The following is a 26,867-nucleotide window of genomic DNA, read 5'->3' on the forward strand; positions in this document are numbered from 1 at the left end:
ACTATGTGGGAACTTGTTCTAAAAGGGATTTTTAGCGCCTTGTTCGTCGCCAGCGTTCTGCGCATCAGTACCCCCCTGATTTTACCGGCGCTGGGTGGTTTGATCTCAGAATTAAGTGGAGCCACTAACATTGCACTGGAAGGCATCATGCTGGTGGCGGCTTTCACGGGTGTAGTCATCTCGGCCTATACCCAAAATGTCTGGCTAGGAGTCATTGCCGGGATTCTCTCGGGGGTGTTAGTGGCGGCTTTCCTCGCCTACTTTCATCTTTACCTTGGGGCGGATCTTTTTCTCTCGGGCATTGCGATTAACATCATGGCAACAGGCGGTACGATTTTCTTATTGTATGTACTGACCGGTGATAAAGGAAGTTCCTCGACGCTGGCAAGCAAGGCGGTACCGGTGGTTAACATTCCCGTAGTTAAAGATATTCCCGTGGTTGGAACGATCCTTAGCGGGCACAATATTTTTACCTACCTGGCCTTCATTCTTACCTGGTTGGTTTCGGTGTACTTGTATCGTACGCCCCAGGGAGTGCATTTACGAGCCGTGGGCGAAAATCCCGAAGCGGCGGCCTCGTTAGGGCTTAATGTACGGCGGATCCGGCTCGGCGCGCTTCTCCTGAGCGGGGTATTGGCCTCTTTGGGAGGGTTGAATCTTTCCATGGCTTACTTGACCCTGTTTCAGCGCGAGATGACAGCCGGGCGAGGGTTTATTGCCCTAGCGGCGGTGTTCCTGGGTGGGCGAACTCCATGGGGGACACTAATTGCCGCGATTTTGTTTGGGTTCTTTGATGCGCTTTCGAATCAGTTGGGTTCACTGGCTATTCCCTCACAGTGGGTGCAGATGATCCCTTACGCGGCAACAGTGCTGGCGCTGGTGGTATATTCCGTACGTCAGCGGGCACAGGCAATTGAGCGAGCACGTCGTTTCCAGGAGAAGCACTTAGCAGAAACCCATGCCGCAGGAGATTAACCATGCTAAACAGAATTTTGGGTGGGCTTTACGGGCAAGCGCTGGGGGATGCTTGGGGAATGCCGGCTTTGTTAACCCCAGAGGCCACCTGGGAGCATTTTGGGGGCTGGGTGGAGACCTTTGTACCTGCACCAGAGGATCACCCGGTTCATGCGGGTTTACCGGCAGGGCGGGTCACGGATGATACGGAACAGGCTTTTGCCCTGGCTCAGGCTATTCTCTCAGATGGGTGTGTTAGTGCTGAGGGAGTGGCACGGGCATTGATCGCGTGGTATGAGCGAATCGGTGGGGACCGCTCTCCGTATGTAGGTCCTTCTACCCGGCGGGCGATTCAAGCCCTGAAACGAGGCGAAGACCTTTATCAAGTGGGACGATTTGGGGATACCAATGGCGCGGCAATGCGTGTTTCTCCTGTGGGGTTGATCCATCCGGGCGACCCGAAGGGCGCGATCGCCGATGCATATCTATCCTGCATTCCCACGCATCATACCAATGTGGCGGTTTCGGGGGCTGCTGCCGTTGCGGCGGCAATTGCTACAGCCATGCGTCCGGAGGCTCACCTCGAGGATATTATTGCGGCAGCGAAAGATGCCGCCACCGTGGGACTGAAAATGGGGCATCTCTGGATGGGTGCCTCCATTGCCCGGCGCATTGACCTAGCACTGGAAATCGTTCGAGGTCTGGGAAATGAGCGTGAGCGTCTGCAAGCGCTTTATGATGTAGTTGGGGCTGGTCTGGCGATTACCGAAGCGGTGCCGGCAGCCTTCGGGGTGTTGGTCATGGCTCAGGGAGATATCCGCCGCACGGCCATGTATGGTGCGGCGCTTTCCGGTGATGCTGATACTGTGACGGCCATTGCTTGTGCAATTGCCGGTGCGTGGAAGGGAATTGAAGCCTTCGATCCAAAATGGTTGGAGCAATTGCGGTTGGCCAATCCGGACCTGGATTTTGAAGCGGTTGCGGAGGGGTTGTATCAGTTGATAACTTGGTGAGGCAATTGTTTTGGGGAGAAGATAGTCATGCAGACTTTGCTGATTGAAGGTTGTGATCTTTTGACAGTTGAGAACGGGAATGTGCGTTTCTTGCCCCATCAGGATATCCTGATCGAGGGAACTTACATCAAGGCCATTGGACCGACTGGTAGCTTATCGGTCCCAAAGGAAGCCACGCGGCTTTCAGCGCAGGGATTATTGGCCATTCCAGGGTTGATCAACACTCATGCCCATGTTCCGATGGTGCTTTTTCGGGGTCTGGCGGAAGATGTTACGATTGAGTCCTGGTTTAACGATTACATTTTTCCCCTTGAGTCCAATCTAACCCCTGAGGATGTTTATTGGGGAGCGCTTTTGGGGCTGGCGGAGATGATTGAGGCCGGTATTACCTACGTGGCAGATCATTATTTCTTCATGGATGAGGTTGCCCAGGCTGTGAGTGAGGCGGGTCTCCGGGCCAACCTGGTTTGGGCGGTCTTTGGTCATGAGGGTGAGCAAAAACTGGCACGGACGGTTGAGTTTGTGAAACGCTGGCAGGGGACGGCTGAGGGGCGGATAACGACCTGGCTGGGTCCCCATGCGCCCTACACGACCACGCCCGACTTTTTACGCCTCTGTGCCCATTATGCTCGCGATCTGGATGTGGGCATCCACATTCATGTTTCAGAGACAGCAGCCCAGGTTGCACACAGCCATCAACTCTATGGCATGTCGCCTGTGCGGGTTTTGTTGGAAAGTGGAGTTTTAGAGGTACCCACGCTTCTGGCTCATTGTCTATATCCTGAGGAAGAGGACTATAAGATTCTGGCGGATCATCCTACCGGCATTGCTCATGCCCCCAAAACGTACTTGAAACTGGGGATGGGCACGGCACCAGTAAGTCGGTTCAGAAGCGTGGGTATTCCGGTGGGGCTGGCCACAGATGGTGCAGTCAGTAACAATACGTTGGATATTTTGGAGCAGATGCGTTTACTGGCGCTGACTCAGAAGGACGCAGCCCATGATTCGACAGTGATGCCGATTGCCGAAGTTTTGGCAATGGCATTTCTAGATGGTGCAAGGGTTGTGCGCCAAGATGGGGTGCTTGGTGCTCTGAAGCCTGGCTTCCTGGCCGATATTGCACTTCTGCGTCAGGATCGTTTGGCCATGTTCCCGCGCTATAATCCGGTCGCCAATCTTATCTATAGCGCTTCGGCACAGGATGTGGATACGGTGATTTGCAACGGGCAAGTGCTGATGCAAAATCGCCGTTTGCTCACGCTCGATAGGGAGAGGATCAAGGAAGAAGTTCAACGGCGTCTAGAACGACTGAATCAGCGTGTGCCTGGACGGCGGATCGCCACCTATCCGGTATGAGGAGGGGAGATGATCATTCAGATATATGCCTTTACCCGCCTCTCGGATGCTCTGGCGGCTGTGGATTTGGGGGTCAATCACATTGGGTTTGTAGCCGGGCGTTATGGTCTGGTGCATGGGGAGTTGGATTTTTCGGAAGCCCGTGCCCTGGTTGAGGGGTTGCCTGCACATGCTGTGAGCGTGGCCCTCACCATGGCAACTGAAGTAGATGAAATTGTGCGCATGGCCCATGCGGTTAAGCCGCACATTGTCCATATTTCGACTGATCCGCTAGATGTGGATGAAGCGGCGATGCGGGCACTGAGGCAGCGCCTTCCCGATACGATTCGCCTGATGAAAGCCATTCCGGTTGGTGGAGAAGAGAGTCTGGAGTTGGCCCTTCGCTTTGCACCCTATTGTGATTTCCTCCTTTTGGATACCAAGGTGGTAGGATTCCCCGGCGTGGGCGCAACGGGTCACACTCATGATTGGCAACTTAGTCGTCGGATTGTTGAAGCTGTGAAGGTGCCCGTCATTCTGGCAGGTGGTCTGAGCGCAGAAAACGTGGCTCAAGCCATCCATCAGGTTCGCCCTTATGGCGTAGATTCGAACACCCACACGAATCGCCCGGGGTCACCTGTCGAAAAAGATTTACAACGTATCGCTGCATTTGTGCAGGCCGTACGCCGTGCGGTACAGGAGGAGGGAGGGTGAAGCGACCAACGATTGCCCTGCTGGGCGATCTCAACATTGACACTCTGCTGACGATCTCCCGTTTTCCTCAGCCCGGGTGGGATGGGCTGGCCGAATCGGCCACGGTGCAGGTCGGCGGTACGGTGGTCAACACGGCAATTGTTCTCCGGCGGCTGGGGGTAAATTGCGCGCTACTTGGGAGCATCGGTCGTGATTTGTGGGGCGAATACCTGTATCGGGCTTTGCAGTCCTTGGGGATTGACCTCCAAGGAGTGGTGATGTTGCCAGAAAACATGACTGGTCTGACGTTTATTACGATTACGCCGGATGGGGAGCGAACCATGTTCTCCTATCGCGGCGCGAACACTGCGTTTGCGCCACATCACCTGGGTGAGGGATTGCTGAACTCGATAGATTTGTTTCATCTCTCCGGCTATTCCTTGATGACATCCCCTCAGCGGGAAGCGGCACTTACCGCGTTGGCGCAGGCGGAAGCCGCTAATCTTCCCATTTGCCTGGATAGCGGGCTTCAGCCCGTCATGGATGCACCAGAGATTTTTGAAAGTGTTTTACCGCGGATATCCGTGGGCATTCTGGGAATGGCGGAAGCAGCCTATCTTAGCGGATACCAGCGGCCCGAACAGATTCTGGATTGGCTACTGAGTTTGGGAATGCGCTGGGCCGCCATAAAGATGGGGGCTGAAGGTTGTTGGCTGGCTCATCATGAGCATCGCATTTATTTGCCCGCCTTTCCCGTAAAGGTTCGGGATACGACGGGGGCGGGTGATTCCTTCACTGCGGGGATTATTTGTGGGTATGTGTATGGATTGGGGCTTGTCCCGACCGCAGTGTTAGCCAATGCTCTGGGGGCTTTGGCCACCACTGTTTATGGGGCCGGGCTGGCTTTACCCGCTCCTGAGGTTCTAGGTCCATTTCTGGAAGAAGTGGCCGAAATAACCGATTGGCACCCTTATGCGGAAGCCATTGATACCCTTAAGCACTTTCTCGCTTCTCTGGGTATCAGTTCAATGCTAACGCAACAGAGGTAAGGATGGGACTTCGAGTGGCATCGTTTGGCGATCTGGTGATGGATGTTGTAGCAGGGGTGCCTAGGTTGCCCATTGAGGCAGCCCGGGACCAGTTGTTAGACTACATTCGCATTGAGCCGGGAGGTGCGGGTAACTTCCTCATCACCGGGCAGCGCTTGGGTATGAGTATGTGTGCGGGTGGCGCTGTGGGGGAGGACACTTTCGGCTACTTGGTGCTGCAAATCCTCAGGGAAGAGGGGGTAGATGTCTCGGAAGTACACCACTTGCCCGGGGGAACTACGACCACTGTGTTCGTTCTGGTTGACCGACTTGGGGAGCATGTGTTTTTGGGGCGTAGCGGTGAGGGACCGGAATTGCTACCTGGCCCATGGATGGAAACCTTTCTCAAAGACGTTCAGGCTTTACAGGTTTGGGGCTATACCTTTATGGAAAAACCCCTGGTGGAGAGCATGCTCCGACTAGTTGAGATGGCTCACCAGCGTGGGATCCCGGTTTTCTTTGACCCTGGCCCCCAGTTACAGGCCACACCGGAGTGTTTGGAGCGTTTGCTGCGTTGTACCCGGGTTATCCTTCTGACTGAGGCCGAGGTACCACTGGTGACGGGGGGGTGTATAGGCGCAGAGGGCATTGAGAGGCTTCTTGACCGTGGCCCCGGCTTGGTCGTGGTCAAACAAGGGGTCAAGGGGTGTACGGTGCACACCCGCACCGAAACAATTGTTGCGCCAGGGTTCCCGGTCCCTCTTCGTGATACCACAGGTGCAGGTGATGCATTTGCTGCTGCTTTTTTGTACGGTTATTTGCACGAATGGCCGTTGCATCAGGTGGCTACTTTTGCCAATGCGACCGGTGCGGCCAAGGTGCAGAAGATTGGCTCGGGACGGCAGGTGCCCACGGCGGATGAGGTTCGTCGGGTGCTGCGTGATTTTCGCGTGGACATTGATTTCTAAACGGAGGTCTTGGCAGAATATGTTTACAAAGGTACAGGTTGCGACAACGTTTCGAGAAGGCTTGATCAATATTACCGAGTCAATTAGAGAGGTGGTGCGCACAAGTGGGATTAAAGAGGGGGTTTGTGTACTTTATGTTCCCCATACCACAGCAGCCATTACTCTAAATTCTTGTCTGGACCCGGCCACACTCCAGGATTTGACCGAAGAACTCCATCGTTTAGTTCCTACGCGGGTGGATTTTCATCATACGTATGATACTCCGGCAGATGCGGCGGGTCACATTAAGTCCACCCTGGTAGGACATAGTCTGATGCTTCTGATCACCCAGGGGGAGATAGCGCTGGGAGGATCGCAGAGCATCCTCTTCTTTGAATTCGACGGGCCGCGTCAACGCGAAGTGTGGGTGCGAGTGATTCGGGATACGGATTAGGGAGGAGCGCACGTGGCTGAGAAGGTCATCATTGATACCGATCCGGGCATTGACGATGCCATGGCAATCTTGCTGGCACTCCGGTCGTCAGAACTGGACGTGATCGGTCTAACCAGCGTTTTCGGCAATGCTACTACTGAAGTGACGACCCTGAATGCCTTGCGTCTGGTTGAACTGGAGGGCCATTACGGTATTCCAGTAGCGCGGGGATGTGAGCGGCCACTGGTACTGCCCCTTGGTGAACTGGGCACTTATGTCCATGGCGAGGATGGTTTGGGAAACACTTTCCCTCCACTTCCCAAAGGAAAGCCCCTTCCGCTTCACGCGGCTCAGTTTATTCTTGAGGCATTGCGGCGTTTCCCAGGTGAGGTCACCTTGCTGGCGCTGGGCCCCCTGACAAACCTGGCGCTGGCGGTGAGTCTGGATCCTGAGGCGGCCGCGCTGGCACGGCGTGTGGTGATTATGGGGGGAGCGGCTGAGACACGTGGCAATATATCGCCTGTGGCTGAAGCCAATATTTACAACGATCCCCATGCTGCGGCCATTGTCTTCAAGGCGAGTTGGCCGGTGACGATGGTGGGGCTTGATGTGACCACCCGCGTTATCATGACTCCGGAATATTGGGAGCGGTTGTATCAAGCAGGAAACCGGGCGACCGATTTTCTGCGCGCTATTACCCCTTTCTATCAACAGTTTCACGATCAATTTTATGGTATGGGGGGCGCCACCCATACCCATGACCCCACAGCTGTGGCTTACCTTCTGGTGCCCGAATGGTTTGAGGCGCCTGAATTACCGGTTTATGTGGAAACGCAGGGGCGGTGCATGGGGCAAACGGTAGTGGATTGGCATGGCCAGTGGGAGGGCTTGCCCCGGGTCAAGGTTTGCCTGGGAGTCAACGCCGAGGCTGTGCTTGATCTAATTTATGAGCGTTTGGCGAAACCAATGGAGAGCGATGAGGAAAATGAAACGGCTGTGGATTGATTCTGATACCGCTTCCGATGATGCTGTTGCCATTCTAATGGCTTTACGTTGGCCCGGGGTGCATGTAGAAGGTGTCAGCATCGTGGCAGGTAATGTGCCAGTACCCCTGGGTAGTCGCAATGCGCGTTACACAATCGAATTGTGTGGTGCAGACGCGCCGGTCTATGAGGGTGCTTCTCGCCCCTTAATGCGAGAGCCTGTCTGGGCTTATTTCTTCCACGGTGCGGACGGTATGGGGGAAATGAATTATCCGGAGCCCAAGCGAGGCCCGGCTTCGCTCCATGGGGTTCTGGCGATGATTGAAGCCTTGCGGCGGTTTCCAGGCGAGATAACGTTAGTAACCCTGGGCCCTCTGACCAACCTTGCATTGGCATTGCGTCTAGCACCCGACATCGTATCGTTAGTTTCCCACTGTTACATCATGGGAGGAGCGGCTGCCACCCTTGGGAATATTACGCCGGCGGCTGAGTACAACATCTGGGTGGACCCAGAAGCGGCCAGGATAGTGTTTCATTCCGGCCTGCCCATGACCATGGTGGGATGGGAACTTTGCCGAGGGGAGGCCAATCTTAATGATGCGGAGATGGCGGAGATTCGTGCTTTGAACCACCCGCTAGCAGATTTTGTGTTGGACTGTAATCGCCAGGCCATCCGGGTAAATCGCGAATGGCTGCATGAACCCGGATTACCTTTGCCTGATCCTGTGGCCATGGCGGTGGCGTTAGATCCGGATGTGGTCACCCGAGCCTCTTCCCATTACGTGACAGTGGAAGTGTCCAGTGATCTGACACGTGGGATGACGGTTGTGGATGAGCGCGGTGTGCTCAATCAACCACCCAACCTGCGGGTGGTGTGGGAAATTGACGTGCGGCGCTGGAAACAGGATTTGCTTGACGTGCTCCGTGAGTCATGAACCAGCCTGTTCACTATGACATATTCTGCCTGGGCGGCGCAGCCGTGGATTGGATACTGCGCGTGCCCCGCTTGCCCTGGCCGGATGAGAAACTGGTGGTTGACTTCGTGAGTCGGGTAGCGGGGGGATTGGTAGCCAATACTGCCTGTGCGGCGGCACGCCTGGGCTTGCGGGTGGCATGGAGCGGCCTTTTGGGCAAGGACGAGGGGGGTGAAATTTTACGGCGTGGTTTCGAAGAGTTTGGGGTTGAAGTCGTGTTTCCGAATACTTCTCCGCCGGCTTTGAGCGATTTTACGGTTGTTCTTCTGGAGCCATCGGGCTGTCGAACCATCCTGGTGGTAAGCCCAGAACGGCGTCTGCCCCCCCTCAACAATGAAGTCATTAACGCTCTGGCGCAAGCACGTCTTGTTTACACCGTGCCTTGGACCGTTGGCTGGATCAGAGAAGTTGCTCAAATTTGTGAGCGAATTGGCATTCCGCTGGTCCTTGATGTTGAAGCAGGCAATCTTGGAAATCTCTTGGATCAGAAGGGTGTCCTTTCGGTGGTGCGTTTGCTCTTTTGCCCCCAAGAGACCATTCGAGGCCTTTCTGGTCGAGAGGAAGTGGCTCAAGATCTGATTGAAGCCGGAGTGGAGCAGGTGGTGATCACGAAAGGAGCAGAGGGGGCCATTGTCCTGACGCGGGATGGTAGGTTTGCTGCACCTGCCTATAGGGTGCCAGTCGTAGACACAACCGGTGCCGGAGACTGCTTTCATGCCGCCTATCTGGCAGCCTGGTTGTGGGGTTGGTTGCCTCCTCGGGCTGTGCGGTTTGCCAATGCCTCGGCCGCTCTTTCCGTTCAGCATTTGGGAGCACGGGGTGGTTTCCCTACCCGCGAGGAGGTCTTGAAATTCCTTTCCGAGCAGGGGGAGGCCTTGTGATAGATTTTGTGGCCTTTAACCTCATTCTGGATGATATTGTCCTTCCGGATGGACGTACTGCAATGGCGGAACTAGGTGGCGGAGGGGCGCAGACGGCGTTTGGAATGCGGTTGTGGTCAGATTCGGTGGGGTTGGTGGCGAGTGTGGGGCCCGACTTTCCCCAGGTGTGGTGGCAGTGGTTGGAGGCGTGGGGCATTGATTTGCAGGGTGTAAGGCAGACAGAGCAGCCCTCCTTGCGAGCGTGGCAGTTGTTAGAGTATGACGGGCGTCGCACACAAATCTGGCGCGTTCCCCCAGAGGCCTTGATGGCTCATTTGAGCCGCCGCATTGAATGGCTGCCAGTTGCCTACCGTCAGGCACGGGGATTCCATTTAGGAGTTCATCCTCTGGAGGGGGGAGGCGAGTTTGTGCAGAATCTGGGCAAACTCGGGGGTGTAATCAGCTTGGAGCCCTTTAAGCCCGCTGAGTGCTTGCCCGCCCAAGAAACAGTGCGGCATTTGGTTTCGCAGGCAACGATCTTCTCGCCCAATCTGGAGGAAGCCGTCTCCTTGTTTGGACCGGCATCGCCGCCAGTCCTGTTGCGCCAATTCTTAGAAGCGGGGGCAACAGCGGTGGCGCTGCGGTTAGGTGCACAAGGGGCCTTACTTGCCCAACAGGGACGGAATGAACTGGTTCACGTTCCTCCGGTTGAGGTGGAGGTAGTGGATCCCATTGGGGCGGGAAATGCGTTTTGCGGTGGCTTCCTGGTGGGCTGGGTGGAAACCGGGGATCTTGTTGAGGCCGGTCTGCGTGGGGCGGTCTCGGCGTCGTTTCTGGTTACTCAGGTGGGTATGCCCCGAGTTCCAATCACCACGGCTCGCGAGATGGCGAATGAACGCTTGAAGCAGTTACGAGACCGTGTGACCACCTTGTCGTTCGGGTAAGAGACAATTTTTTCTTTCACGGAGGTTTTCATGAACACGATGTTGGCTCAAATATTCAGTTTGCCGGCTTTGGTCGGCGAGGTCTTCCCGAGTTTGGATGAGACCGTACGCAAGGTGTTGGATCATGAATTGTGCCTTTCGGTCAAGCGCCTTTTTCTGGTTGGGTGTGGGGACTCGCACCATGTGGCATTGAATACGGAATATGCTTTCGAGGCACTGGCGGGTGTTCCTGTGGAGCCCATGACGGCTTTACAGTACGCTCGCTATGCTGCCGGGTACATGCCATCTATTGGACCGTTGACCAACCTTGTCATTGGCGTTTCTGTCTCCGGTGCTGTGGCGCGGACGGCTGAGGCTCTGGCGATGGGACGGCAGTTTGGTGCTGTGACCATTGCACTGACCGCTACGCCGGGCAGTCGAGTTACTCAGGTGGCCGAACGTACGTTTCTGGCTGCAGCGCCGCCTTTTGATGAACCACCAGGCACGGCAACCCCAGGGGTGCGCTCATTCTTCGTCAACCAACTGGCCTTATTATTGAGCGCTGTTCGTTTGGGGGAGGTGCGTGGACGTCTGACATTGGGTGAGGCTGATGCCTGGCGGGCGCGCATTCGCGGTCTGGGCGAAGCCGTTGCCTGGACGCTGGAACACGCCGAACCTCGGGCGCGTGAACTGGCACAAGCCTGGAAAGATGCCAGTGAGTTTGTCTTCGTTGGTGGTGGGCCTAATTTTGGTACGGCGCTTTTTTCAGCAGCCAAGATTCTAGAGGCATCAGGCGATTCTGCGCTGGGTCAGGATACTGAGGAGTGGGGGCACTTGCAGTACTTTGCCCGGGCGGTGGAGACGCCCACTTTCTTCATTACCGCGGTGGGGCGAGAATATTCGCGTACGGTAGAGGCTGCCACTGCGGCGAAAACCATTGGTCGGCGTGTGGTGGCCATCGCACCAGATGAGGCCACCGCTTTGGTGGAACTGGCCGACAGCCATCTTCCCATTGCCAGCGTACCGGAGGTGCTCTCCCCAGTGGTGGCGGCGATCCCAGGAGAACTTTTTGCTGCTTACCGCGCTGAAGTGATTGGCGAGACATTCTTCAGGGGATTTAGTGGCGGCCGAAGCATTGAAGGTGGTGGGGGGATCAGCCGCATTCGCACCAGCGAGACTTGGGAGGCGTGGCAACCATGAAGGGCTTGCAGGTTTCGGGGTTCAGCGCACTGCGTGTGATTGCGGCGCTGCATCTGCCTCCACATCCCGCCTCGCGCCATCCCGCCGCACAGCCCATGCGTCAGATTGTGGACTACGCCTTGCGTAATGCTGAGCGCGCCGTTAGAGCCGGAATCCCGGCGCTGTATATTCAGGATGTAGCCGATACCCCGGTTGCGTCGTCCGTACAGCCCCACACGGTGGCTTCTTTGTCTGTCGTGGGGGCAGCCTTACGGCAGGCTTTCCCCGACCTGATTTTAGGGGTCTGCCTGATGAGCCATGGAGCGCGGGAGCCACTGGCTATTGCGCAGGCGGTGGAGGCTCAGTTTGTGCGCCTCAAGGTTTATGTGGGCGCGATGGTTAAGGCGGAGGGAATTCTCCAGGGGTGTGCTTATGAAGCCGTTCAATACCGCGCTCAGTTGGGAGCGGAGAATATTGCGATTCTGGCCGATGTTTATGATCGCACTGGCGAACCTCTGGGCCGTTTACCGCTGGTTGAGGAGGCGCGTCAGGCGGCTGTTTTTGGGCGGGCAGATGGGCTGGTGTTGACGGGACTTTCGTTTGCAGAGTCTTTGGAGATGTTAGGCCAAGTGCGTGCGGCAGCTCTGGGCGTACCCTTGTTCCTGGGGGGTGGTGCCAATGCCGGTAACGTGGCACAGGCCTTGCAAGTAGCAGATGGGGTGATTGTTAGTAGTACCTTCAAGTCCCGCCAGGGCTGGACGCGAGAGGCCCTCCTAGATGAATGGGAAATAGAGCGAATTCAAGTGTTCATGGAAGCGGTTCAAAGGGCTCTTCAATCATGATAAGTTGTGAGAATTATGGGAGCGCACGAGTGTGTTCGTCTCCATTGGTGTGGTGATCCTGGATGATATTGTCTTGCCCAATGGCAGGACTCAGATGGGCGTGCTTGGGGGTGGTGCAACTCATGCGGCCATGGGAATGCGCCTGTGGGAGGATCGGGTTGGCCTTCTGGTAACCCTGGGGAACGACTTCCCTCCCGACCTGGAGGCTCAGTTGAGGCATGCTTTCCTGCCTGAAGGCTTGCTTCACCGGTCGTACCCTGTATTACGAGCCTGGCAGGTATTTGAGGCGGATGGCACCCGTCATGAGGTTTTCCGCGTGGATTCCAGTTGGGTAGAGCAGAGCGTACCCGCCCCTGAGGACTGGCCGAGTGCATTTCAAGATGTGCAGGGAGTTCATTTGCATTGTGCCCCTTGGGAAGTGCCGCGTTGGGCCACCTTTTTGCGTGGCCAGGGGGTTTCCACTCTTCTCTGGGAGCCATGGGATGCCTTTTGCGTACCTCAGAATCGAGAGCGGTTTGCTGAGTATCTGGGGTGGGTGGATATTGTCTCACCTAACTTGGGTGAGGGGCAAGCCCTGACCGGTCGGCAGTCTCCGCACGAGGTAATGAGCGCTCTACTGGCCATGGGGGCAAAAGTGGTAGCCCTGCGGATGGGCGCTCAGGGCAGTTTGGTGGGGAAGGTTGGAGAGGAATTTATTGCAATTCCACCTGTTTCTCCTGCTTGTATTGTAGATGTCACCGGCGCCGGCAATGCTTATTGTGGGGGATTTCTGGTGGGATGGGTGCAGCAGCGCAACTTGCGTTGGGCTGGATACCTGGGGGCCGTTTCGGCTTCAATGGCGCTGGAGCAGTTCGGTGCTTTGTACGATTGGGAGGAGGCTCGTCCACGCGCACTTGAACGCTTGCGGCAACTTACCTTTTGAATGAATCTCGAAAAAAACGGGCTCAGAGCCCCAATTTTCTGGGCGTTTCTGAGCCCGTCGGTTTGCGTTAGGTGATTTCAGGCCTGGGCTTCGTGTAGCGTGATTTTACGGGAGAAAGTGACGCACCCGCGCATGGTGGCAATGGCTGAGCAATATTTGGTTTCCGAGAGCTCGACGGCCCGTTCCACTGCCGCCGGATCAATATTTCGTCCGGTGACGATATACTCAATCTCAACCTCGGTAATCCGCTTGGGATGCTCGGGGGCGCGCTGGGCGGTTACTTTGACCTCAAAAGCCGTCACGTCCTGACGCTTCTTCTGTAAAATGGATATCACGTCCATTGCAGTACAGCCCGCAATGCCAATAGCCACTAATTCCATTGGCCGCAGTCCCGAATCACTCCCTCCCACAGCAACGTCGCTGTCCAGATCTACCGTAAAACCCGAATTAGCTGAGCCGGTAAAAGCCAACCCGCTTTTCCAGACAACTTTAGCGTCCAGGGTCATAAATAATCTCCTCCGTTGAGATAGGCTGAGATGGGTTATGCCGGATTAGCCGCTGCTAATATGGCCTCAAGCAGGTTCTTTTCAGGCACAGCACCTACGACTTCTTCAAATCCTCTTTGGCCGTTCGATTTTTGCACATTAATGACGGTATGAGGTACGCCAGAGACCCCATATTCATCTGCTAGTTTGGGAAATTCTAATGCTTCGACCATCTCGGCCTCAATGAGCGGACTTTCAATGGCCATCTGGTGTGCTAGGATGACGGCACGTGGGCAGTATGGGCAGGAGGGGGTCACAAAGACCTGGATGGATACGGGATCATGGAGTTTGGTGAGTCCTTCCCGAGTCTCTTTCTTAAGGCCCGAATCCTGCCGTGAGACGTTGATGATGTCGTTAATGAGTGAAGTGAATTCATGCCCCGCGGGGATTCCAGCATAACGCACACCATAATCCAGGATTTCATTTCCTCTCATGCCCAGGATAACAAATCCTGGTGCTCTCTCGACCCGGTATTTCTTTGCCAGTTCGGGATTGCCTTTTAGATCGTAGGTTTCCAGGTGAATCTTGTCAAGGGCGAGGTCGGCTACTTCGGTCAGCAGTTGGCGGGTGTCCTCGCAGTATTCGCAATTTTCGGCCTCATCTCCAAAAAAGACGATTTTTACCGGATGCTTGAGGTCGGCAAAAACCTCACGCAACTGGGCACGAATGTTTTCATCAAGTAAAGTCATGGATAAACTCCTCCAAAAGTTTTGTAAATTCCAGGACGGGGCCCCACCGGGGCGTGGCGATTGTTCTATCAGGTACAGCCGCCCCCTTCTACGTAGTGACAGACGGGGCAGACCAGGTTGAGCAGACCATCGTAGTCCATAATCCCCTGGTGACAACGGGGGCAGGGTTGACCCGGCTGTGCAGCCTTGGGAGACGCCAAATTCTCATCCTGGGCGAGGTGAAGCCATAAGGTCTCGTCCATGGCGTTGCTCTGATTAGGAGAAGGGGACTCCGTTTCCATCTTTGCTTTTAGATGCGTGGGGGCGGAAAAAGTGACAGTTTTAGGGGCGTTTCTTGAGATACTCGCTGAGATCGAGGCGATAAAAAAGGCGCTCACGCACCTCGTTGGGTATGGCTTGAGATTCGCCGACGGTGCGGTAAAGATCAATTGTTTTACGCATGGTGTTAAGGACCACGCGACAATCTTCGCAGGTTTTCAGATGGCGCTCAAGCACCTTACACAGGCGTGGATCCAGGGTTCCATCCACATATTCAGAGAGTTGTGAAAGCAAGGCTTTGCATTTTTTAGTTGGCATCTTCTTCACGCCTCACTTCCATGCGTTCGCGGTAATAATCGGAGAGCAGTTCGCGAAGTCGCAGGCGCGCTCGCAAGAGGCGAGTTTTCACGTTGGTCTCGCTGAGCCCCAATGCCTCTGCGGTTTCTTTAATAGACAGGCCTTCAACATCTCTTAGCCAGAACACCAGGCGCAGATTTTCTGGTAATTGGGCAATGGCGTGATCCAAAAACTGCCGTGCTTCTTCGGAGAGCAATTCTTCCTCGGGCAGGCAACACCAGTCTATCAGGTAGGTGCTTTCGCCATTGCCGCTTTCTTCATCTCCCCCATCATTTTCAGTCAGCAAGGTTTCGGGCTTGCGGCGGCGTAGCATCATCAGCGCTTCGTTGACGGCGATGCGGTACAGCCAGGTTGAGAGGCTGGAGCGCCCTTCGAACGTGGGCAAGGCCGAAAGCGCCTTGATAAAAGTTTCCTGCAAAATATCCTCCGCGTCTTGTGGGTCCCCCAGGATTTTGAGGGCTAAGCGGTAAATAGGCGTTGAGAAAGTGTCAACCAGCCGTGCGAATTCTTTGCGGTCTCCGTTGCGCAGAGCCTCCAAAGAAAAAGTGGGGGACGAAACCGATTCACTCATTTAGATGCAGAGGGGGCAGATAAGGTTTCAGTTGTCAGGAGTGGCCAGGTGGGTAAAACATCAATATCTAAACCATCTTGGTGTCCAGCGAGGTAATGGAAGTAGCCGGCGGCCGCGATCATGGCTGCGTTGTCCGTGCAAAGGGAGGGTGGGGGAAAGTGAACTGGAAATTCCCGTTGCTCCTGAAAGGCCCGTCGCAAAGCCAGGTTAGCCGAAACGCCCCCGGCTACCAGAATCTCACGCACGCGAAAGGTTCGTGCGGCATGCAGGGTTTTGCTCACCAGCGTGTCTACAACTGCTGCCTGAAAACTGGCTGCCAAGTCGGCCAGCGGCATCCCTCGCCCACTTTTCTGAAGGTCCTGTACCGTGCGAAGTACGGCGGTTTTCAGCCCGCTGAAGGAAAAATCCCATGTGCCTTCCAAGCGAGCGCGGGGAAAGTGAAAGGCGGTTTCGTCGCCATTGCGAGCCGCTTCTTGAATCGCCGGTCCGCCGGGGTACGCGAGGCCGAGCAAGCGTCCAACCTTGTCAAAGGCTTCACCTGCTGCATCATCCAGGGTGGCGCCAAGCCGCTGATAAACCAGGTGATCGGTCATAAGAATAAGTTCAGTATGTCCGCCTGAAACCAACAAAGCAAGTAGCGGAAACTGAGGGGGATGGTGGTCGCCGGGCTCCTGGGATGCCAACCAGGCAGAGTAAATGTGCCCCTCTAAATGATTGATCCCAATGAGCGGCTTGTGCGAAGCCAGTGCCAAGCCCTTGGCCATGTTCAGGCCTACGACCAGAGAGCCGGGAAGGCCCGGCCCGCGAGTTACTGCAATCGCATCAATCTCCTCTAAACTGAGGTGAGCCTGTTCCAAGGCTTCATTAACAACTGCGTAAATGGTGCGAATGTGCTGACGAGAGGCAACTTCAGGAAACACCCCACCGTATTGGGCATGGACTGCGATCTGTGAAGCCACCACATTAGAAAGGGGGAAATGTCCATCTTCGACAACGGCGGCAGCCGTTTCGTCACAGGAGGTTTCAATGCCCAGGATGCGGATGCGAGGTGAATCTGGCGACGGACTGGTCGTGTGCATGCCTTTTTTATACCATGTTTTTAGGCTTCCATGGGGGCCTAGCGAATTGGCTGCAGCACATCCGTTTGTTCACTGGCAATGCGAACGGGTTCATTAGGAATGCTTTGAGCAAAACCCATGAAGGTTTGGGCCTCGGGGGTTTTTAATGACGAAAATTTCTGCATCCAGCGAAAGCCAATTGACTGGTAATAAAGGGAAGCCTCAACCGTGAGCGGATAGGCGGGTGAAGGGACTAGGGCAATTCGGTAGTGGATGGTGTCACCGCCCGCGGTGAAATCCGGATCCTGGGCGGCTTCTCCGTGAACCGCGATCTCGCGAGGGGCGTTATTTTTATCAAAGCCGGCAGGCAGTAAGCGATTGTCCTTAATAATAATATAATGCTGGGCGCGAAGGAGACTGGTGGTGATCTGACCGTTAGGATCACCGATGATCGGCTCGTAGATCTGTACCTGATCTGGCTGAGTGATCACCTGATAGTGAGGTTCATAACGCGTTTCATCCTCGTCGTTGTCGTTTCCGATGATGCTCCCATCCGGGCGCCAGGCCCCCGATTCGAAGAGCACTTGTCCATTAGCATCGCGCACTACCAGATGTACCCATGCCCGGCGAGAGGGAAAACTGGTGGGGAATTTATGGCCGGTCAGCGTTTCGATGCGTATACTTACATCCAAAACCTCCTCTTTTGTCTCCGCGCTAATTTGAATACGGGCCGTTTTCGTTTGTAGTTGCTCAGAGGTTCGGGAGAGGGTTTGATCGAACTGCAAGTCTTCTGCTGAGACCTTGAGAGCCTCCCCATGGGTTTTTAGCAACTGAAGCATCCATTGGTTGCCCCCTACAAAATAGTGCTGGTGGTAGGGATCGCGGGCAGGGCTCCCAGTATTGGCAACCGGGACGGCCTCGCCTGCTGCTGGCATGTGGCAATCCTGGCAGGATTGAGCCACAGCGTAGGAAGAGTGCAACCATTCCGTATAGGGGGTTTGTTCTGGAAAGAGCTCGGTGCTGAGAGCGCCGCCATTATCCACATAGGGGGTAAACAGATTGTGGCAAACCGCGCAAAATTCGGATTGGGTTAGATGATTGCTGGTTTGAGGAATGAACCCGGAGGCGCTTTGCATCACGGTGACCATGGCGGGTTCAACATTAAAGCGCCCAAAAACAACGCGACTCCCGGCGGGGGTGGTGGCGTCTATGCTAAATCCGCCACTGAAACTCTCGGGCTGTCCCAACCCACCAGGTTGAATCTGGTGGCAAAGGGTACAGGAAACCCCATCCAGGGCTAGCAGGTAGTGCGGATTCTGGGAATTGAGCAATCCCTCTTTCCCCAGAATGGCAATCTCTTGCTGAGAGAAATTGGCCGAGAAGGAGGCCATCCCAATGTGACAGGTGGCGCATTTGGCCTCGATAGTAGCCCGATGCTGGGGGTGGAGGTCTACCTCTTCGGCTACGTGGGCTAGATAATATGGGTCACGTCCGGCATTAGCCATCAGCGTGCTTCGCCAATCATCCTGGATCGAGTAGGTACTACTGCTGGCCGATTTCAGAGCGGTATGACAGTAGCCACATTCCCCTGCCGTGGAAAAGAGATCGCCACGAAAGCGAATCAGGACGCCCGTAGCAGGGTGTGTGGAGGTGGGTGTGGGCACGGGTTGAGGCGTACTTGGAGTGCAAGCAACCAACAACCCCATCCAGATCCCCAATAACAGGCCCATCCATGGTTTGGTTTGCCCTGGTCTCATTGCTCCCCTCCCCAGATAATTGGCTTCTGTGCTATGTAGGATGAGTGATAATGAGATTGAGACAGCCTATTGGAGGCGTACCAGCACTTTGGCTTGGCTCCACAAATCTTCTAGACGATAATAGTTCCGCCGTTCAGGCGAAAAAAGGTGAACCACTACATCCCCCAAGTCAACGACAACCCATCCGGCACTGGCAAAGCCCTCCAGGCGTGCAATCAGGCTGAATTGTTGCTTGGCGCTTTCGCAAACTGCATCGGCCAGCGCATTTAGCATGCGCTCACTGGTTCCAGAGCATAGGACAAAGTAATCGGCAAAATTGGCGAGTTCGTGGATATCAAGGAGCAGGATATTCTCTCCCTTTTTCTCTTCCAATGTGTCAACAATACGGCGGGCAACTTCAAGAGCGTTCAGAGTTCACCTCGGAGCAAAAGGATTTCATTTGATTGTTGGAGCTGCTTAAATTCTAGCACATTCTGCAGTGACCCCTGATGAGCAAAGCCTACTTTTCTCTGCCTCTGAGCAGAGGGGCTTGCAGCAGCAGGGTATAACGTGCGCCATCGGGGAGCAGGTCGGAACGGAAAAGACACACCCGATCCACATTTAGCGAGGCGTGAAAGTTTAAGGCCGGGTTTTGGAGCTGAGTCTCTAAAAGTGTTTGGTCGCGAAGACTGAAATCTGGGCGCATACGTCCCAGAGTAATGTGCGGTGTGAAGGGACGATCTTCAGGGGGGATGCCCAGGCGGTGAGCCAGTGTTTCTACTTCGCGTTGCAGGTCGAAAAGGGCTTGCGGGGCTTCGACGCCCACCCACAGGACGCGAGGATGGCGTAAGCCCGGAAACACCCCCAAACCCTGAAGGCGTAGGGTGAATGGTGAAGCGGTCTGAGCCAGGTCGGGTAAATGGGTAATGAAACCTTGCAAGACGTCAGGGGGAATTTCCCCCAGAAACTTTAGGGTAAGGTGAATATTTTCAGGTGGTACCCATCGAATGCCGCTTAAGCCTGCGGTGCGAAGATTCTGAGACAGAGCACTTAATTGGTGCTGAAGATCTTGGGGAAATTCAATGGCAATGAAAGCACGCACACGTTTCATTTTTTAGAAAGTAGGGTCAGAGTGGGTTTTCGTCCAGTATACTCAGGCTGAAGCATTCCGTCAATCTGGGGGCTTGTCTGTACAAATCTTTTTGCTCTTGACAAAAAGTCTCTGGTATCTACCCGTTTGAAAAAAATTGTGGTATAAAAAAATTGCCCTGCTGTGCACGTGATGCCGCACGACCGGTTTTGAGCCAACACCTATCACGAGGGTTCCGACTCATCCTTGCGAAACGCGATAGGCTGCGGCCAAGGCGGATCCAAGGTGGAGGGACCCAAATCCTGCGAGAGCAGGTTCAAAACTACGCAGCACACGGCACGGCGGGGTCTTTTAATCCGGTCCCATCATTCATTCGCCGCAATTTATTTGACAGGGATCCTCGCCCTTGCTAAACTGAGCTTATATAGTAACGTGTGAATCCTGGCGAGGTGACGCATGAGCACTTCTTTTCAACTCTATATGCGTTCTGGGCCAACCCCAGGCGAACGATTCTCCTTGGAAAAAGAGGAAGTCTGGCTAGGGCGTGACCCTTCTAACGATATCGTCATTGCTGATCCGGAGGTTTCCCGCCGTCATGCGCGTTTTCTTCTCCGTGGAAGCACCTACGCGATTGAAGACATGGGCTCAACCAATGGTACCCTGGTGAATGGTGAGATGATCACTGCTCTCAAACCACTGGCTCATGGGGATGTCATTGAACTGGGAGAACACACCAGTCTGGTTTTTGAAGTGACCCGGACGGGGATTGATGAAACGGTGGCAGTTTTCCGATCTACTGAGGGCGAGAGTCAACATCTTGAATCAGAGCCGGTTTCAATCAAAGCATCCCCTCCTGCCGCCTCTCTGGTTGAGGACCAACCGCCAACACTGGTAGAAATTCCTACTTCGTTTCCTGAGTCTCGGCCTGCTCGGCGGCGTTTACCGATGTGGGCCTGGATCCTGATCATTCTAGGCGGGGGCGTCTTGATCTGCGGGGCAGTGACATTGTTTATTATTGATGCCCTGAATTTGTATTGTGTGCTTTTACCGGGGATAACAAACTTCTTCTTTCCCGGTGCGTGTCCATAGGAATCTCTCCCTACCGTTTTACAGGTTAGCAGAGACGTAGAAGTTGGTATCGTCCATGCTCTCATCTCCTCCTTCCTCACCGCGCTGGAGCAGTACGACAAAACTGGTGGTGGCTTTAACGCTGGTGGCAACCCTGGCGGGATTGTTAATGCGTTTTCGCCAGGTTATCGGTCCATTGTTAATGGCCTTTTTGATCGCTTATTTGCTTTACCCCGTGGTGCGGTTCTTGAATCAGCGTTTGCGTCTGCCCTGGCGGTTAGCCAGCACCTTGTTGTTTTTGTTTATTCTGGTTTTACTGCTGGGGTTATTAACACTGGGTGGGTTGGCCATCCTTGAACAGGTTCAAAGCCTGATCAATTTTTTGCAGGCTCAGGTGCGAACACTGCCCCAGTTTCTAGAAAACCTCACCGATCACCCGTTTGAAATCGGCCCCTTCCGTTTTGACTTAAGTACGATGGCGGTGGGGGATTTTGCCAACCAATTGCTCGGCATTGTGCAACCTCTACTGACCCGATTGGGTAACCTGGTAGGTGCGCTGGCGGCTGGAGCGGCCACTGTAATTGGTTGGACCTTTTTTTCTCTCCTGGTTGCCTATTTTATCCTGGCAGATGCTGAACAGGCGCGGCAACAGTTGCTCAATCTTGAAATTCCAGGATATGCCGAAGATCTACGGCGGCTGAATACGGAGTTGGGACGTATCTGGAACGCATTTTTACGTGGTCAACTGGTTATTTTCACGCTGACCGTGGTCGTTTATATGGTCATTTTGGGCCTCTTGGGGGTGAAGTTTTATTTTGGGTTAGCGCTTCTGGCAGGGCTGGCGCGCTTCATTCCCTACGTGGGGCCGGCAGTTGCATGGATCACTTATGGGTTGGTAGCGTTTCTGCAGGGCTCGACGATTTTTAACTTGTTGCCCATTTCCTATGCGCTTCTGGTGGTTGGAGTTGCTTGGGTGACCGATGTTATCATGGATAACATGGTGGTACCGCGTGTGATGGGCGAAGCGTTGCGGGTTCATCCGGCGGCTGTGATGGTGGCAGCCATTATTTCAGCCAATCTTTTCGGCATTATTGGGGTGGTTCTGGCGGCACCGGTACTTGCGTCGCTTAAGTTATTGCTCACATACGCCTTGCGTAAGTTGTTTGATCTGGACCCCTGGGAGGGTCTGGAAGTGGTTCCCCCTCCACGTCGGCAACCCTTGAATTTTGTGTGGGGTATTCGAGATTTCCTTCAGCACACGTGGAAACAATTGGTGCAGGGATTGCGGCGCACCTGAAATAACTCAAGGGGTCTCTTCCAAGGCGGCATTTATTTCCATTTGCACTTCTGGGATGGGTTCGCTCTTGCGGGCCTTCTCCAGCACGTATCGGGCAGCACGAGTCTGGATTCGTCCGAGTGCCCAGGCGGCGTGACTGCGTATCAGGGGTTCAGGTTCTTCCTGAAGAACCTGCCCGAGCGTGGGGACGGTAGACGGATCGGCAGCGTTGCCCAGGGCGACGGCCAGGTTGCGTAAAAACCCTCGTCGTCGGGCGCGAATCACAGGAGTCTTGCCATACCGTTCCTTAAACGCCTCGGGAGTGAGTCGTAATTCACGCCTCAGGTCCGGATAGGCAATTTCGGGGTACATTTCAAAGGCTGGACTACCATCGGCTTTGGCAAAGCGTAAGTTCCATGGGCAGACCATCTGACAGATATCACATCCGAACACCCAGTTGCCCATGCGAGGGCGTAAGGCACGGGGAATTGCCCCCTTGTTTTCAATGGTGAGGTAAGAGATACATCGCCCAGCATCTATGGTGCGGTTGGGGAGGATGCACTGAGTAGGGCAGGCTTCAATACAGCGTCGACAGGTGCCACAATGGTCGGTAGAAAAGGCGGGGGTAGGGGGAAGGGGGGCACCAATAAATGCCTCCCCAAGAAAGAAGTAAGAGCCTTTGCGGGGGTGGATCAGACAGGTGTTTTTGCCAATCCATCCCAGCCCCGCCTGTTGAGCAAAATCACGTTCGAGCACCGGTCCAGTGTCGCAGTACAGACGCGATGGTATGGGATGTCCCAAGTATTCTTCTGCCACCTTTAGCAGTTCCTGGAGCAAGGCTGGGAGGGTTAAGTGGTAATCTTTGCCCCATGCATAAGAGGCAATGCGTCCCACCGGGTGTGAGGAAGGTGGGGGCAGGGCATGAGGCGCAGGGTAACGCATTCCCACCACCAGCAACGCCTGCGCCTCGGGCAGGATGGCTTCCGGGTGAGTGCGCAAGAAACGGTTACGCTCAGAGGCCATATAAGCCATGCCGGCGTGATGCCCTTGGGCAATCCAGCCCAGGTAGGTGGACAGATGAGGGGGAGCAACCGGGACAGTGATGCCCAAAAGTTCAAGGCCGAGTTGCTCGGCCTTGAAGTGCAGGATTTCGATCAAAGAGTTTGTGTTGGACGAACCGCTCATAGCGGCGTAGGGTTAAATTGACCCAATCTATGGAGTAGGGGTTTCTACAGTTGGAGTAGCCGTAGGGGCTGTTGTGCTGGTTGCTGTGTAAGTGGCTGTCGCTCCAGTGACTTTTATGGTGATGAAAACTGTGTAGAAGTTCTGCCCATTTGCATTCGTCAGCACCCACACGCTGGTGTAGTCTCCGGGGGTAGTGGGGGCTTTCATGTTGAGGCTCAAATCTACAGTCTCGCCCTTCTTAACTTCCTTGGGAAATTTGATGTCCGAAGCCCCAAGGCGCAGGGCCTGGTTGGCGAGGTAGAAACGCAACTGGTAGGCTGTGGTCCAGGTGGTGTCTCCAATGTTGCGAATCGTCCAGGTCATTGTAAATTCCTGGCCGGGCAGGAAGACGGTGCCATCTGCTGGTGATTGGCTAACCCACTCGGCCCGGTCAGGAAGATTGGCGCCTGGACGCGTTGGGCTGGCAGCCGGGGTGGCAGTCTCGGAAAGCGCCGGTGGAGTAACTTCCGGTGTCGGTGTGGCTGTTGCAGTGGGCGGCGGCGTGATGGTGGGAGTTGCGGTCGGCATGGCTGCGGCTGTTTGGGTCAGACCCGCCTGAACCGTCTGCGCAACCTCAGTGTAGATTTGAGCCGGATCGGGAGTGGGGGTGCGTGATGCTGAGGATGCACACGCTGAGAGGATCACAATCATCAGGCTTAGAGCCAGAATTTTTCGAAGAGTCATATTCCTAATTCCTCCATTTTCATGAAGCAAGAAAATTGATCCCTGGGTAGGGAGATGCTGCCCTATTTTGTAACCGGAAGCCCGAATTGTCAAGGGCTGGCAACTTTATTGGATTACCAGAGACCTAGGGCTGAAGCGTGGGCACATCTGTTGGGACTGACGTGGGCAGGGATGGGGCTGGCAGGTCGGTAGAAAACCCCTGACCTTCGCGGAAAGTGAAATAGCGCACCATCCCGGGGGTAACATCGGTTTCCAAACGATAGCGTGTTCCTTTGTAGTCGAAGGAGATGCAGTACTTGCCGGCTGGTAAATCGCTCAGCACCATATTCTCGCGGTAATAATCATCGCTGTTCACGCTATGGGGGGCATAAGTGCGTACCTGCCACACCTGTCCCATATCGAGTGACTGAACGTTTATGGTCAAACGTTCAATTGGCTGTCCCGTGGTTTTCAACACTCTCCCGGCCAGAACTCCCCACCCCTGAGGGGGGACCAACCAGAGTTCTGGATTGCGGGTGACGAAAAATGAATTTTGTTCAATGCGCACCTCAAAATGAAGATGAGGGCCGGTGGTAAAGCCGGTGCTTCCAACATATCCCAGAACATCACCCGGGGCAACTTGCTGACCACTCGCAACTACAATCTGATCCATGTGGGCGTAAACGGTATATAGTTTACGGCCCTGGTACCCAAAATCATGCAAAATAACCACAGCCAGGCCGTAAGGATCATCGGGACGGTTTCGGCCTGCATAAAGGCCGTACCCGGCCCAAACCACCTCGCCGCTTCCGGCTGCGAGGACGGGGGTGCCGCGAGGGGCATCAATATCTATCCCGGTGTGAACAATGTCGGTACCTGTAAAGTAATCACCATAGCGATATTCTGGCAATGGCCAGTTAACCTCATCGGCTGCAATTGGCCGGGAGAAGAGAAAATGATCATAGGGAGTTAGTGCCAATGGGGGATCATAGAGCGGGGGACGCCAGATTGAAACAGGCGGTGGTGCGGGCGTGGGTAGGGCAAAGCGCAGCGGGGGCTCTGAGGAAAGTGACCATGGAATGGCAGAGGTGGGAGCAGGTTGGGTGGAGGGGGTTGGCGAGGGGGGTATGGGAGTAACTGCGCCCGGATGGCTGGCGGCTTCGACCTCCGAGCCCGCTAATGCCGTTGCGGTACAGCCACTCTGGAAGAGCACCAGGAGGGTCAAGAGCAGACCAAGGGAGGAAGAGAGGCGTCTTGTTCTCATGGGCCACGAGTGTGGGGCGGGGGTGTCCGGGTGGGTCGGGGGACCACCGGGGCGAGGGGAGTTGCAGCAAGAGTTGGTGAAGGGCTTGTGTAGATGCGAGGGGTGGAAGTTGGTGATGGGGTAACCGTCCAGGTCGGGAAGGGGGTCGGGGGATTGAGGACTTCGGGGGGGTAGACCTGACTCATTGCCTCATCCCATTCCAGGCCATTACGCCATGCGAATTGGTTGAAGCGGGCGGCCGGGTAGTAACTCCGCCAGTTCGAAAGAGCGGGCAGACGTTCCCATCCCCAGCGCTGTGCCAGTTCGGTAAAGTCCACCCAATATCCTTCAGGAGGGGCTTCGGTACTGCCACCCTGCTCATAGGCTTGGGGATTGCCGTTGAAACGAGCCTCTATATTCCATACGGGAAGTGTGAGTGGCACCCCTTGCGAGCCATCCTGATAACGAGTACGCAGCCAGACACGCCAGTAAGTCTCGCCATGATAATCTTCGCGGGTAAGCACTATCCATTTGGCTTGAAGGAGCAGGGGATTGAAGGCAAATGCACGTCCGGTGACAAGCCAGTCATCTACGTGGCCGGCTCCACTAGGTTCACTGATGGGCATAAAAGCACTTTGGAGATTCCCCAGCAAATCCCAGCCAGCCTGGCGTGCGACTTCCTGGCGCAGAAGATCAAACGCTGGTGCCGCCTCCTCTAGGAGGTAGGGGTAAGGGGCTTCAACATCTTCCAGGCGAGTCAATCGGGGTCGGGTTGTGCTGGTGGCTGTTGAGGTAGAAAATAGGCTGGCAAATTGACTGGGACCGGGGAGAAAATAAGGCTTAAGGGCCTCGAGGGCATTGAGAGGCCCCCATGTGAGGCCATGAACCTGGCCGGATAATGGCTGGGGAGGCACCCAAAGTGTATCCTGGTCGTAATTGTAGCCCACCCAAAAAAGTTGGTTGGGGGTCGAGAGCACACCCATAAGATAGTCCCCTTGTGGCGACCAGACTGGGCTTTCTCCGCTAATCAAGCGCTGGGGAGCCTGGTTGGGATTCAGTCCGTCCCACACCCAAATGGAACGTTCCCCTTCATCACAACCACTCCACGCCACATAACGCCCATCCGGGGACCACGCGGGATCGCGCTCGGCACAGCCAGGCGTCTGCGAAAGGTTCACAAAACGGCCCTCAACCAGATCGAGGCGGGCCAGCCAGATATCCTCTTTGCCCGAGCGGGTGGAGACGAAGAGAATTTCTCGACCGTGGGGTGACCATTGAGGTGAAAAATCCAGGGCCGGATCCTCGGTGAGACGAATGGGAGCCTGGGAGGGATCAAGCGCTGATTTGACCAGAATCTCAAGATTCCCATCGACAAGGGCTTCATACGCAAGCCACTGAGCATCGGGAGACCAGGTTGGGTGGCCTTTGTACTCGGGTGTATTGGTGATTTGCGTTAGTTTGCCATCCGGCAGAGAAAGCACGTAAAGATTCCAAAAGCCATTGCGCCGGGATATGAAAGCCAGTCTTTGACCATCTGGGCTGAGCGCAGGATGAACGTCATCCCAGGGATTATCCGTTAGACGGGTCAGTGGAAGGGCATAAGGATGATAAGCAAATAAGTGAATGAAGGGACCATCGCTCAGTGCCAGCACAATCACCCCAGGCGCCTGAGGAGAGATAGAAAGCGGTGGGGAAGGGAGGGAGGTTGGAGTGGCGGTTGGAACGAGTATTTCGGGTGTAGCAGAGGGCGGGGTTGGGGGTTGAGGAGCGCTTCCACTAACCGTTGTTGGTACAGGGCCCAAAGTGGCGCGGAGAATGCCGAGCCCCAGGATCAGACATAACAACAGGCTTGCAATGATAAGGCCGTAGCGAAAGGAGAGGAAAGATGGTTTTATCCCAGCCATGGGAGAGCTGATCCTTGCCACAATTGTAGCATTGCCCCGCGTTGTAGTAACTTGCAATAATGTAAGGTCATCGGTGCAAGAACTGCGCCAGGTTAGCGG

29 protein-coding genes and 1 other RNA gene are annotated in these 26,867 nt (G+C 55.1%); 17 read left to right on the forward strand and 13 right to left on the reverse strand.

Going from position 1 to position 26,867, the window contains the following annotated elements; translation table 11 throughout:
- The first annotated feature begins 3 nt into the window (after positions 1 to 3).
- The 14 genes from SE15_RS04340 to SE15_RS04405 are packed head-to-tail and all read left to right on the forward strand — an operon-like array spanning position 4 to position 13,086.
- Positions 4 to 975, forward strand: coding sequence for an ABC transporter permease (locus tag SE15_RS04340; protein ID WP_054520865.1), 972 nt, complete (start codon positions 4 to 6; stop codon positions 973 to 975).
- 2 nt (positions 976 to 977) lie between these two features.
- Entirely contained in the window at positions 978 to 1,967 is a 990-nt protein-coding gene (locus SE15_RS04345) for an ADP-ribosylglycohydrolase family protein (protein ID WP_054520866.1), read from the forward strand.
- Between the two features lie 27 nt (positions 1,968 to 1,994).
- Complete coding sequence (locus SE15_RS04350; protein ID WP_054520867.1) at positions 1,995 to 3,323, forward strand: amidohydrolase; 1,329 nt, start codon at positions 1,995 to 1,997, stop codon at positions 3,321 to 3,323.
- Between the two features lie 9 nt (positions 3,324 to 3,332).
- Entirely contained in the window at positions 3,333 to 4,016 is a 684-nt protein-coding gene (locus SE15_RS04355) for a phosphoribosylanthranilate isomerase (protein ID WP_054520868.1), read from the forward strand.
- The gene (locus tag SE15_RS04360; protein ID WP_054520869.1) at positions 4,013 to 5,044 is read left to right on the forward strand and encodes a carbohydrate kinase family protein; all 1,032 of its coding nucleotides are present in this window, start codon (positions 4,013 to 4,015) and stop codon (positions 5,042 to 5,044) included. The genes SE15_RS04355 and SE15_RS04360 overlap by 4 nt, the downstream gene beginning before the upstream one ends.
- Positions 5,045 to 5,046: 2 nt before the next feature.
- Positions 5,047 to 5,991 (forward strand): carbohydrate kinase family protein, encoded by a 945-nt coding sequence (locus SE15_RS04365; protein WP_054520870.1) that lies wholly within the window; start codon positions 5,047 to 5,049, stop codon positions 5,989 to 5,991.
- Between the two features lie 19 nt (positions 5,992 to 6,010).
- Positions 6,011 to 6,424 carry a secondary thiamine-phosphate synthase enzyme YjbQ gene (locus SE15_RS04370; RefSeq protein WP_054520871.1) on the forward strand — a complete coding sequence of 138 codons (414 nt, stop codon included), beginning with the start codon at positions 6,011 to 6,013 and terminating at the stop codon, positions 6,422 to 6,424.
- Between the two features lie 12 nt (positions 6,425 to 6,436).
- Positions 6,437 to 7,408, forward strand: coding sequence for a nucleoside hydrolase (locus SE15_RS04375; protein ID WP_054520872.1), 972 nt, complete (start codon positions 6,437 to 6,439; stop codon positions 7,406 to 7,408).
- Positions 7,389 to 8,321, forward strand: a complete 933-nt coding sequence (locus SE15_RS04380) for a nucleoside hydrolase (RefSeq protein ID WP_054520873.1) — start codon at positions 7,389 to 7,391, stop codon at positions 8,319 to 8,321. The genes SE15_RS04375 and SE15_RS04380 overlap by 20 nt, the downstream gene beginning before the upstream one ends.
- A complete protein-coding gene (locus tag SE15_RS04385) occupies positions 8,318 to 9,241 on the forward strand; it encodes a carbohydrate kinase family protein (protein WP_054520874.1) in 924 nt (307 codons plus the stop codon). Before SE15_RS04380 ends, SE15_RS04385 begins: the two co-directional genes overlap by 4 nt.
- Positions 9,238 to 10,164: a PfkB family carbohydrate kinase gene (locus tag SE15_RS04390; protein ID WP_054520875.1), complete on the forward strand. Its 927-nt coding sequence runs from the start codon at positions 9,238 to 9,240 to the stop codon at positions 10,162 to 10,164. Before SE15_RS04385 ends, SE15_RS04390 begins: the two co-directional genes overlap by 4 nt.
- Positions 10,165 to 10,194: 30 nt before the next feature.
- Complete coding sequence (locus tag SE15_RS04395; protein WP_054520876.1) at positions 10,195 to 11,343, forward strand: SIS domain-containing protein; 1,149 nt, start codon at positions 10,195 to 10,197, stop codon at positions 11,341 to 11,343.
- Positions 11,340 to 12,164: a BtpA/SgcQ family protein gene (locus SE15_RS04400; protein WP_054520877.1), complete on the forward strand. Its 825-nt coding sequence runs from the start codon at positions 11,340 to 11,342 to the stop codon at positions 12,162 to 12,164. Before SE15_RS04395 ends, SE15_RS04400 begins: the two co-directional genes overlap by 4 nt.
- 31 nt (positions 12,165 to 12,195) lie before the next feature.
- Positions 12,196 to 13,086 carry a PfkB family carbohydrate kinase gene (locus SE15_RS04405; RefSeq protein ID WP_054520878.1) on the forward strand — a complete coding sequence of 297 codons (891 nt, stop codon included), beginning with the start codon at positions 12,196 to 12,198 and terminating at the stop codon, positions 13,084 to 13,086.
- Positions 13,087 to 13,163: 77 nt separating this feature from the next.
- Here SE15_RS04405 and SE15_RS04410 read toward each other — a convergent pair whose 3' ends face one another.
- From SE15_RS04410 to thpR, 9 genes are all read right to left on the reverse strand, one after another.
- Positions 13,164 to 13,592, reverse strand: a complete 429-nt coding sequence (locus SE15_RS04410) for an OsmC family protein (protein WP_236689977.1) — start codon at positions 13,590 to 13,592, stop codon at positions 13,164 to 13,166.
- A 35-nt stretch (positions 13,593 to 13,627) separates the two neighbouring features.
- A complete protein-coding gene (gene pdo / locus SE15_RS04415; protein WP_054520879.1) occupies positions 13,628 to 14,320 on the reverse strand; it encodes a protein disulfide oxidoreductase in 693 nt (230 codons plus the stop codon).
- A 68-nt stretch (positions 14,321 to 14,388) separates the two neighbouring features.
- A complete protein-coding gene (locus SE15_RS14310; RefSeq protein WP_152965531.1) occupies positions 14,389 to 14,601 on the reverse strand; it encodes a hypothetical protein in 213 nt (70 codons plus the stop codon).
- A 40-nt stretch (positions 14,602 to 14,641) separates the two neighbouring features.
- Positions 14,642 to 14,896: an anti-sigma factor family protein gene (locus SE15_RS04420; RefSeq protein WP_054520880.1), complete on the reverse strand. Its 255-nt coding sequence runs from the start codon at positions 14,894 to 14,896 to the stop codon at positions 14,642 to 14,644.
- Positions 14,886 to 15,506, reverse strand: coding sequence for an RNA polymerase sigma factor (locus tag SE15_RS04425; RefSeq protein ID WP_054520881.1), 621 nt, complete (start codon positions 15,504 to 15,506; stop codon positions 14,886 to 14,888). Before SE15_RS04425 ends, SE15_RS04420 begins: the two co-directional genes overlap by 11 nt.
- Complete coding sequence (gene tsaD / locus SE15_RS04430; RefSeq protein ID WP_201778052.1) at positions 15,503 to 16,585, reverse strand: tRNA (adenosine(37)-N6)-threonylcarbamoyltransferase complex transferase subunit TsaD; 1,083 nt, start codon at positions 16,583 to 16,585, stop codon at positions 15,503 to 15,505. Before tsaD ends, SE15_RS04425 begins: the two co-directional genes overlap by 4 nt.
- A gap of 38 nt (positions 16,586 to 16,623) precedes the next feature.
- Positions 16,624 to 18,321, reverse strand: a complete 1,698-nt coding sequence (locus tag SE15_RS04435; protein WP_152965532.1) for a hypothetical protein — start codon at positions 18,319 to 18,321, stop codon at positions 16,624 to 16,626.
- A gap of 66 nt (positions 18,322 to 18,387) precedes the next feature.
- Positions 18,388 to 18,732 (reverse strand): ribosome silencing factor, encoded by a 345-nt coding sequence (gene rsfS / locus SE15_RS04440; RefSeq protein ID WP_330218234.1) that lies wholly within the window; start codon positions 18,730 to 18,732, stop codon positions 18,388 to 18,390.
- A gap of 88 nt (positions 18,733 to 18,820) precedes the next feature.
- Entirely contained in the window at positions 18,821 to 19,402 is a 582-nt protein-coding gene (thpR, locus tag SE15_RS04445) for an RNA 2',3'-cyclic phosphodiesterase (protein WP_160316661.1), read from the reverse strand.
- Between the two features lie 160 nt (positions 19,403 to 19,562).
- Here thpR and ssrS point away from each other — a divergent pair.
- The 3 genes from ssrS to SE15_RS04455 all read left to right on the forward strand — a co-directional run bounded on the left by ssrS (position 19,563) and on the right by SE15_RS04455 (position 21,755).
- Positions 19,563 to 19,742, forward strand: a non-coding RNA gene (gene ssrS, locus SE15_RS14025) — 6S RNA.
- Between the two features lie 104 nt (positions 19,743 to 19,846).
- A complete protein-coding gene (locus SE15_RS04450) occupies positions 19,847 to 20,479 on the forward strand; it encodes an FHA domain-containing protein (RefSeq protein ID WP_054520885.1) in 633 nt (210 codons plus the stop codon).
- Between the two features lie 55 nt (positions 20,480 to 20,534).
- Positions 20,535 to 21,755, forward strand: coding sequence for an AI-2E family transporter (locus SE15_RS04455; RefSeq protein WP_083461695.1), 1,221 nt, complete (start codon positions 20,535 to 20,537; stop codon positions 21,753 to 21,755).
- Positions 21,756 to 21,761: 6 nt separating this feature from the next.
- Here SE15_RS04455 and queG read toward each other — a convergent pair whose 3' ends face one another.
- From queG to SE15_RS04475, 4 genes are all read right to left on the reverse strand, one after another.
- A complete protein-coding gene (gene queG / locus SE15_RS04460) occupies positions 21,762 to 22,919 on the reverse strand; it encodes a tRNA epoxyqueuosine(34) reductase QueG (RefSeq protein ID WP_083461696.1) in 1,158 nt (385 codons plus the stop codon).
- A 27-nt stretch (positions 22,920 to 22,946) separates the two neighbouring features.
- Positions 22,947 to 23,642, reverse strand: a complete 696-nt coding sequence (locus SE15_RS04465) for an NBR1-Ig-like domain-containing protein (protein WP_054520888.1) — start codon at positions 23,640 to 23,642, stop codon at positions 22,947 to 22,949.
- A 124-nt stretch (positions 23,643 to 23,766) separates the two neighbouring features.
- Positions 23,767 to 24,885, reverse strand: a complete 1,119-nt coding sequence (locus SE15_RS04470) for a peptidoglycan DD-metalloendopeptidase family protein (RefSeq protein ID WP_083461697.1) — start codon at positions 24,883 to 24,885, stop codon at positions 23,767 to 23,769.
- Positions 24,882 to 26,768 (reverse strand): TolB family protein, encoded by a 1,887-nt coding sequence (locus SE15_RS04475; RefSeq protein ID WP_054520890.1) that lies wholly within the window; start codon positions 26,766 to 26,768, stop codon positions 24,882 to 24,884. The genes SE15_RS04470 and SE15_RS04475 overlap by 4 nt, the downstream gene beginning before the upstream one ends.
- Between the last annotated feature and the right edge of the window lie 99 nt (positions 26,769 to 26,867).

Source organism: Thermanaerothrix daxensis, assembly GCF_001306145.1.
Taxonomy (GTDB): Bacteria; Chloroflexota; Anaerolineae; order Anaerolineales; family Anaerolineaceae; genus Thermanaerothrix; species Thermanaerothrix daxensis.

Coding starts and splice junctions, on each gene's coding strand:
- SE15_RS04385 (WP_054520874.1), top strand. CDS start 8,318: ATGAACCAGCCTGTTCACTATGACATATTCTGCCTGGGCGGCGCAGCC.
- SE15_RS04370 (WP_054520871.1), top strand. CDS start 6,011: ATGTTTACAAAGGTACAGGTTGCGACAACGTTTCGAGAAGGCTTGATC.
- SE15_RS04395 (WP_054520876.1), top strand. CDS start 10,195: ATGAACACGATGTTGGCTCAAATATTCAGTTTGCCGGCTTTGGTCGGC.
- SE15_RS04435 (WP_152965532.1), bottom strand. CDS start 18,321: ATGAGACCAGGGCAAACCAAACCATGGATGGGCCTGTTATTGGGGATC.
- SE15_RS04340 (WP_054520865.1), top strand. CDS start 4: ATGTGGGAACTTGTTCTAAAAGGGATTTTTAGCGCCTTGTTCGTCGCC.
- SE15_RS04425 (WP_054520881.1), bottom strand. CDS start 15,506: ATGAGTGAATCGGTTTCGTCCCCCACTTTTTCTTTGGAGGCTCTGCGC.
- SE15_RS04380 (WP_054520873.1), top strand. CDS start 7,389: ATGAAACGGCTGTGGATTGATTCTGATACCGCTTCCGATGATGCTGTT.
- SE15_RS04455 (WP_083461695.1), top strand. CDS start 20,535: ATGCTCTCATCTCCTCCTTCCTCACCGCGCTGGAGCAGTACGACAAAA.
- tsaD (WP_201778052.1), bottom strand. CDS start 16,585: ATGCACACGACCAGTCCGTCGCCAGATTCACCTCGCATCCGCATCCTG.
- SE15_RS04350 (WP_054520867.1), top strand. CDS start 1,995: ATGCAGACTTTGCTGATTGAAGGTTGTGATCTTTTGACAGTTGAGAAC.
- SE15_RS04410 (WP_236689977.1), bottom strand. CDS start 13,592: ATGACCCTGGACGCTAAAGTTGTCTGGAAAAGCGGGTTGGCTTTTACC.
- SE15_RS04400 (WP_054520877.1), top strand. CDS start 11,340: ATGAAGGGCTTGCAGGTTTCGGGGTTCAGCGCACTGCGTGTGATTGCG.
- pdo (WP_054520879.1), bottom strand. CDS start 14,320: ATGACTTTACTTGATGAAAACATTCGTGCCCAGTTGCGTGAGGTTTTT.
- queG (WP_083461696.1), bottom strand. CDS start 22,919: ATGAGCGGTTCGTCCAACACAAACTCTTTGATCGAAATCCTGCACTTC.
- SE15_RS04420 (WP_054520880.1), bottom strand. CDS start 14,896: ATGCCAACTAAAAAATGCAAAGCCTTGCTTTCACAACTCTCTGAATAT.
- SE15_RS04465 (WP_054520888.1), bottom strand. CDS start 23,642: ATGACTCTTCGAAAAATTCTGGCTCTAAGCCTGATGATTGTGATCCTC.
- SE15_RS04355 (WP_054520868.1), top strand. CDS start 3,333: ATGATCATTCAGATATATGCCTTTACCCGCCTCTCGGATGCTCTGGCG.
- SE15_RS04365 (WP_054520870.1), top strand. CDS start 5,047: ATGGGACTTCGAGTGGCATCGTTTGGCGATCTGGTGATGGATGTTGTA.
- SE15_RS14310 (WP_152965531.1), bottom strand. CDS start 14,601: ATGGAAACGGAGTCCCCTTCTCCTAATCAGAGCAACGCCATGGACGAG.
- SE15_RS04345 (WP_054520866.1), top strand. CDS start 978: ATGCTAAACAGAATTTTGGGTGGGCTTTACGGGCAAGCGCTGGGGGAT.
- SE15_RS04475 (WP_054520890.1), bottom strand. CDS start 26,768: ATGGCTGGGATAAAACCATCTTTCCTCTCCTTTCGCTACGGCCTTATC.
- SE15_RS04470 (WP_083461697.1), bottom strand. CDS start 24,885: ATGAGAACAAGACGCCTCTCTTCCTCCCTTGGTCTGCTCTTGACCCTC.
- SE15_RS04450 (WP_054520885.1), top strand. CDS start 19,847: ATGAGCACTTCTTTTCAACTCTATATGCGTTCTGGGCCAACCCCAGGC.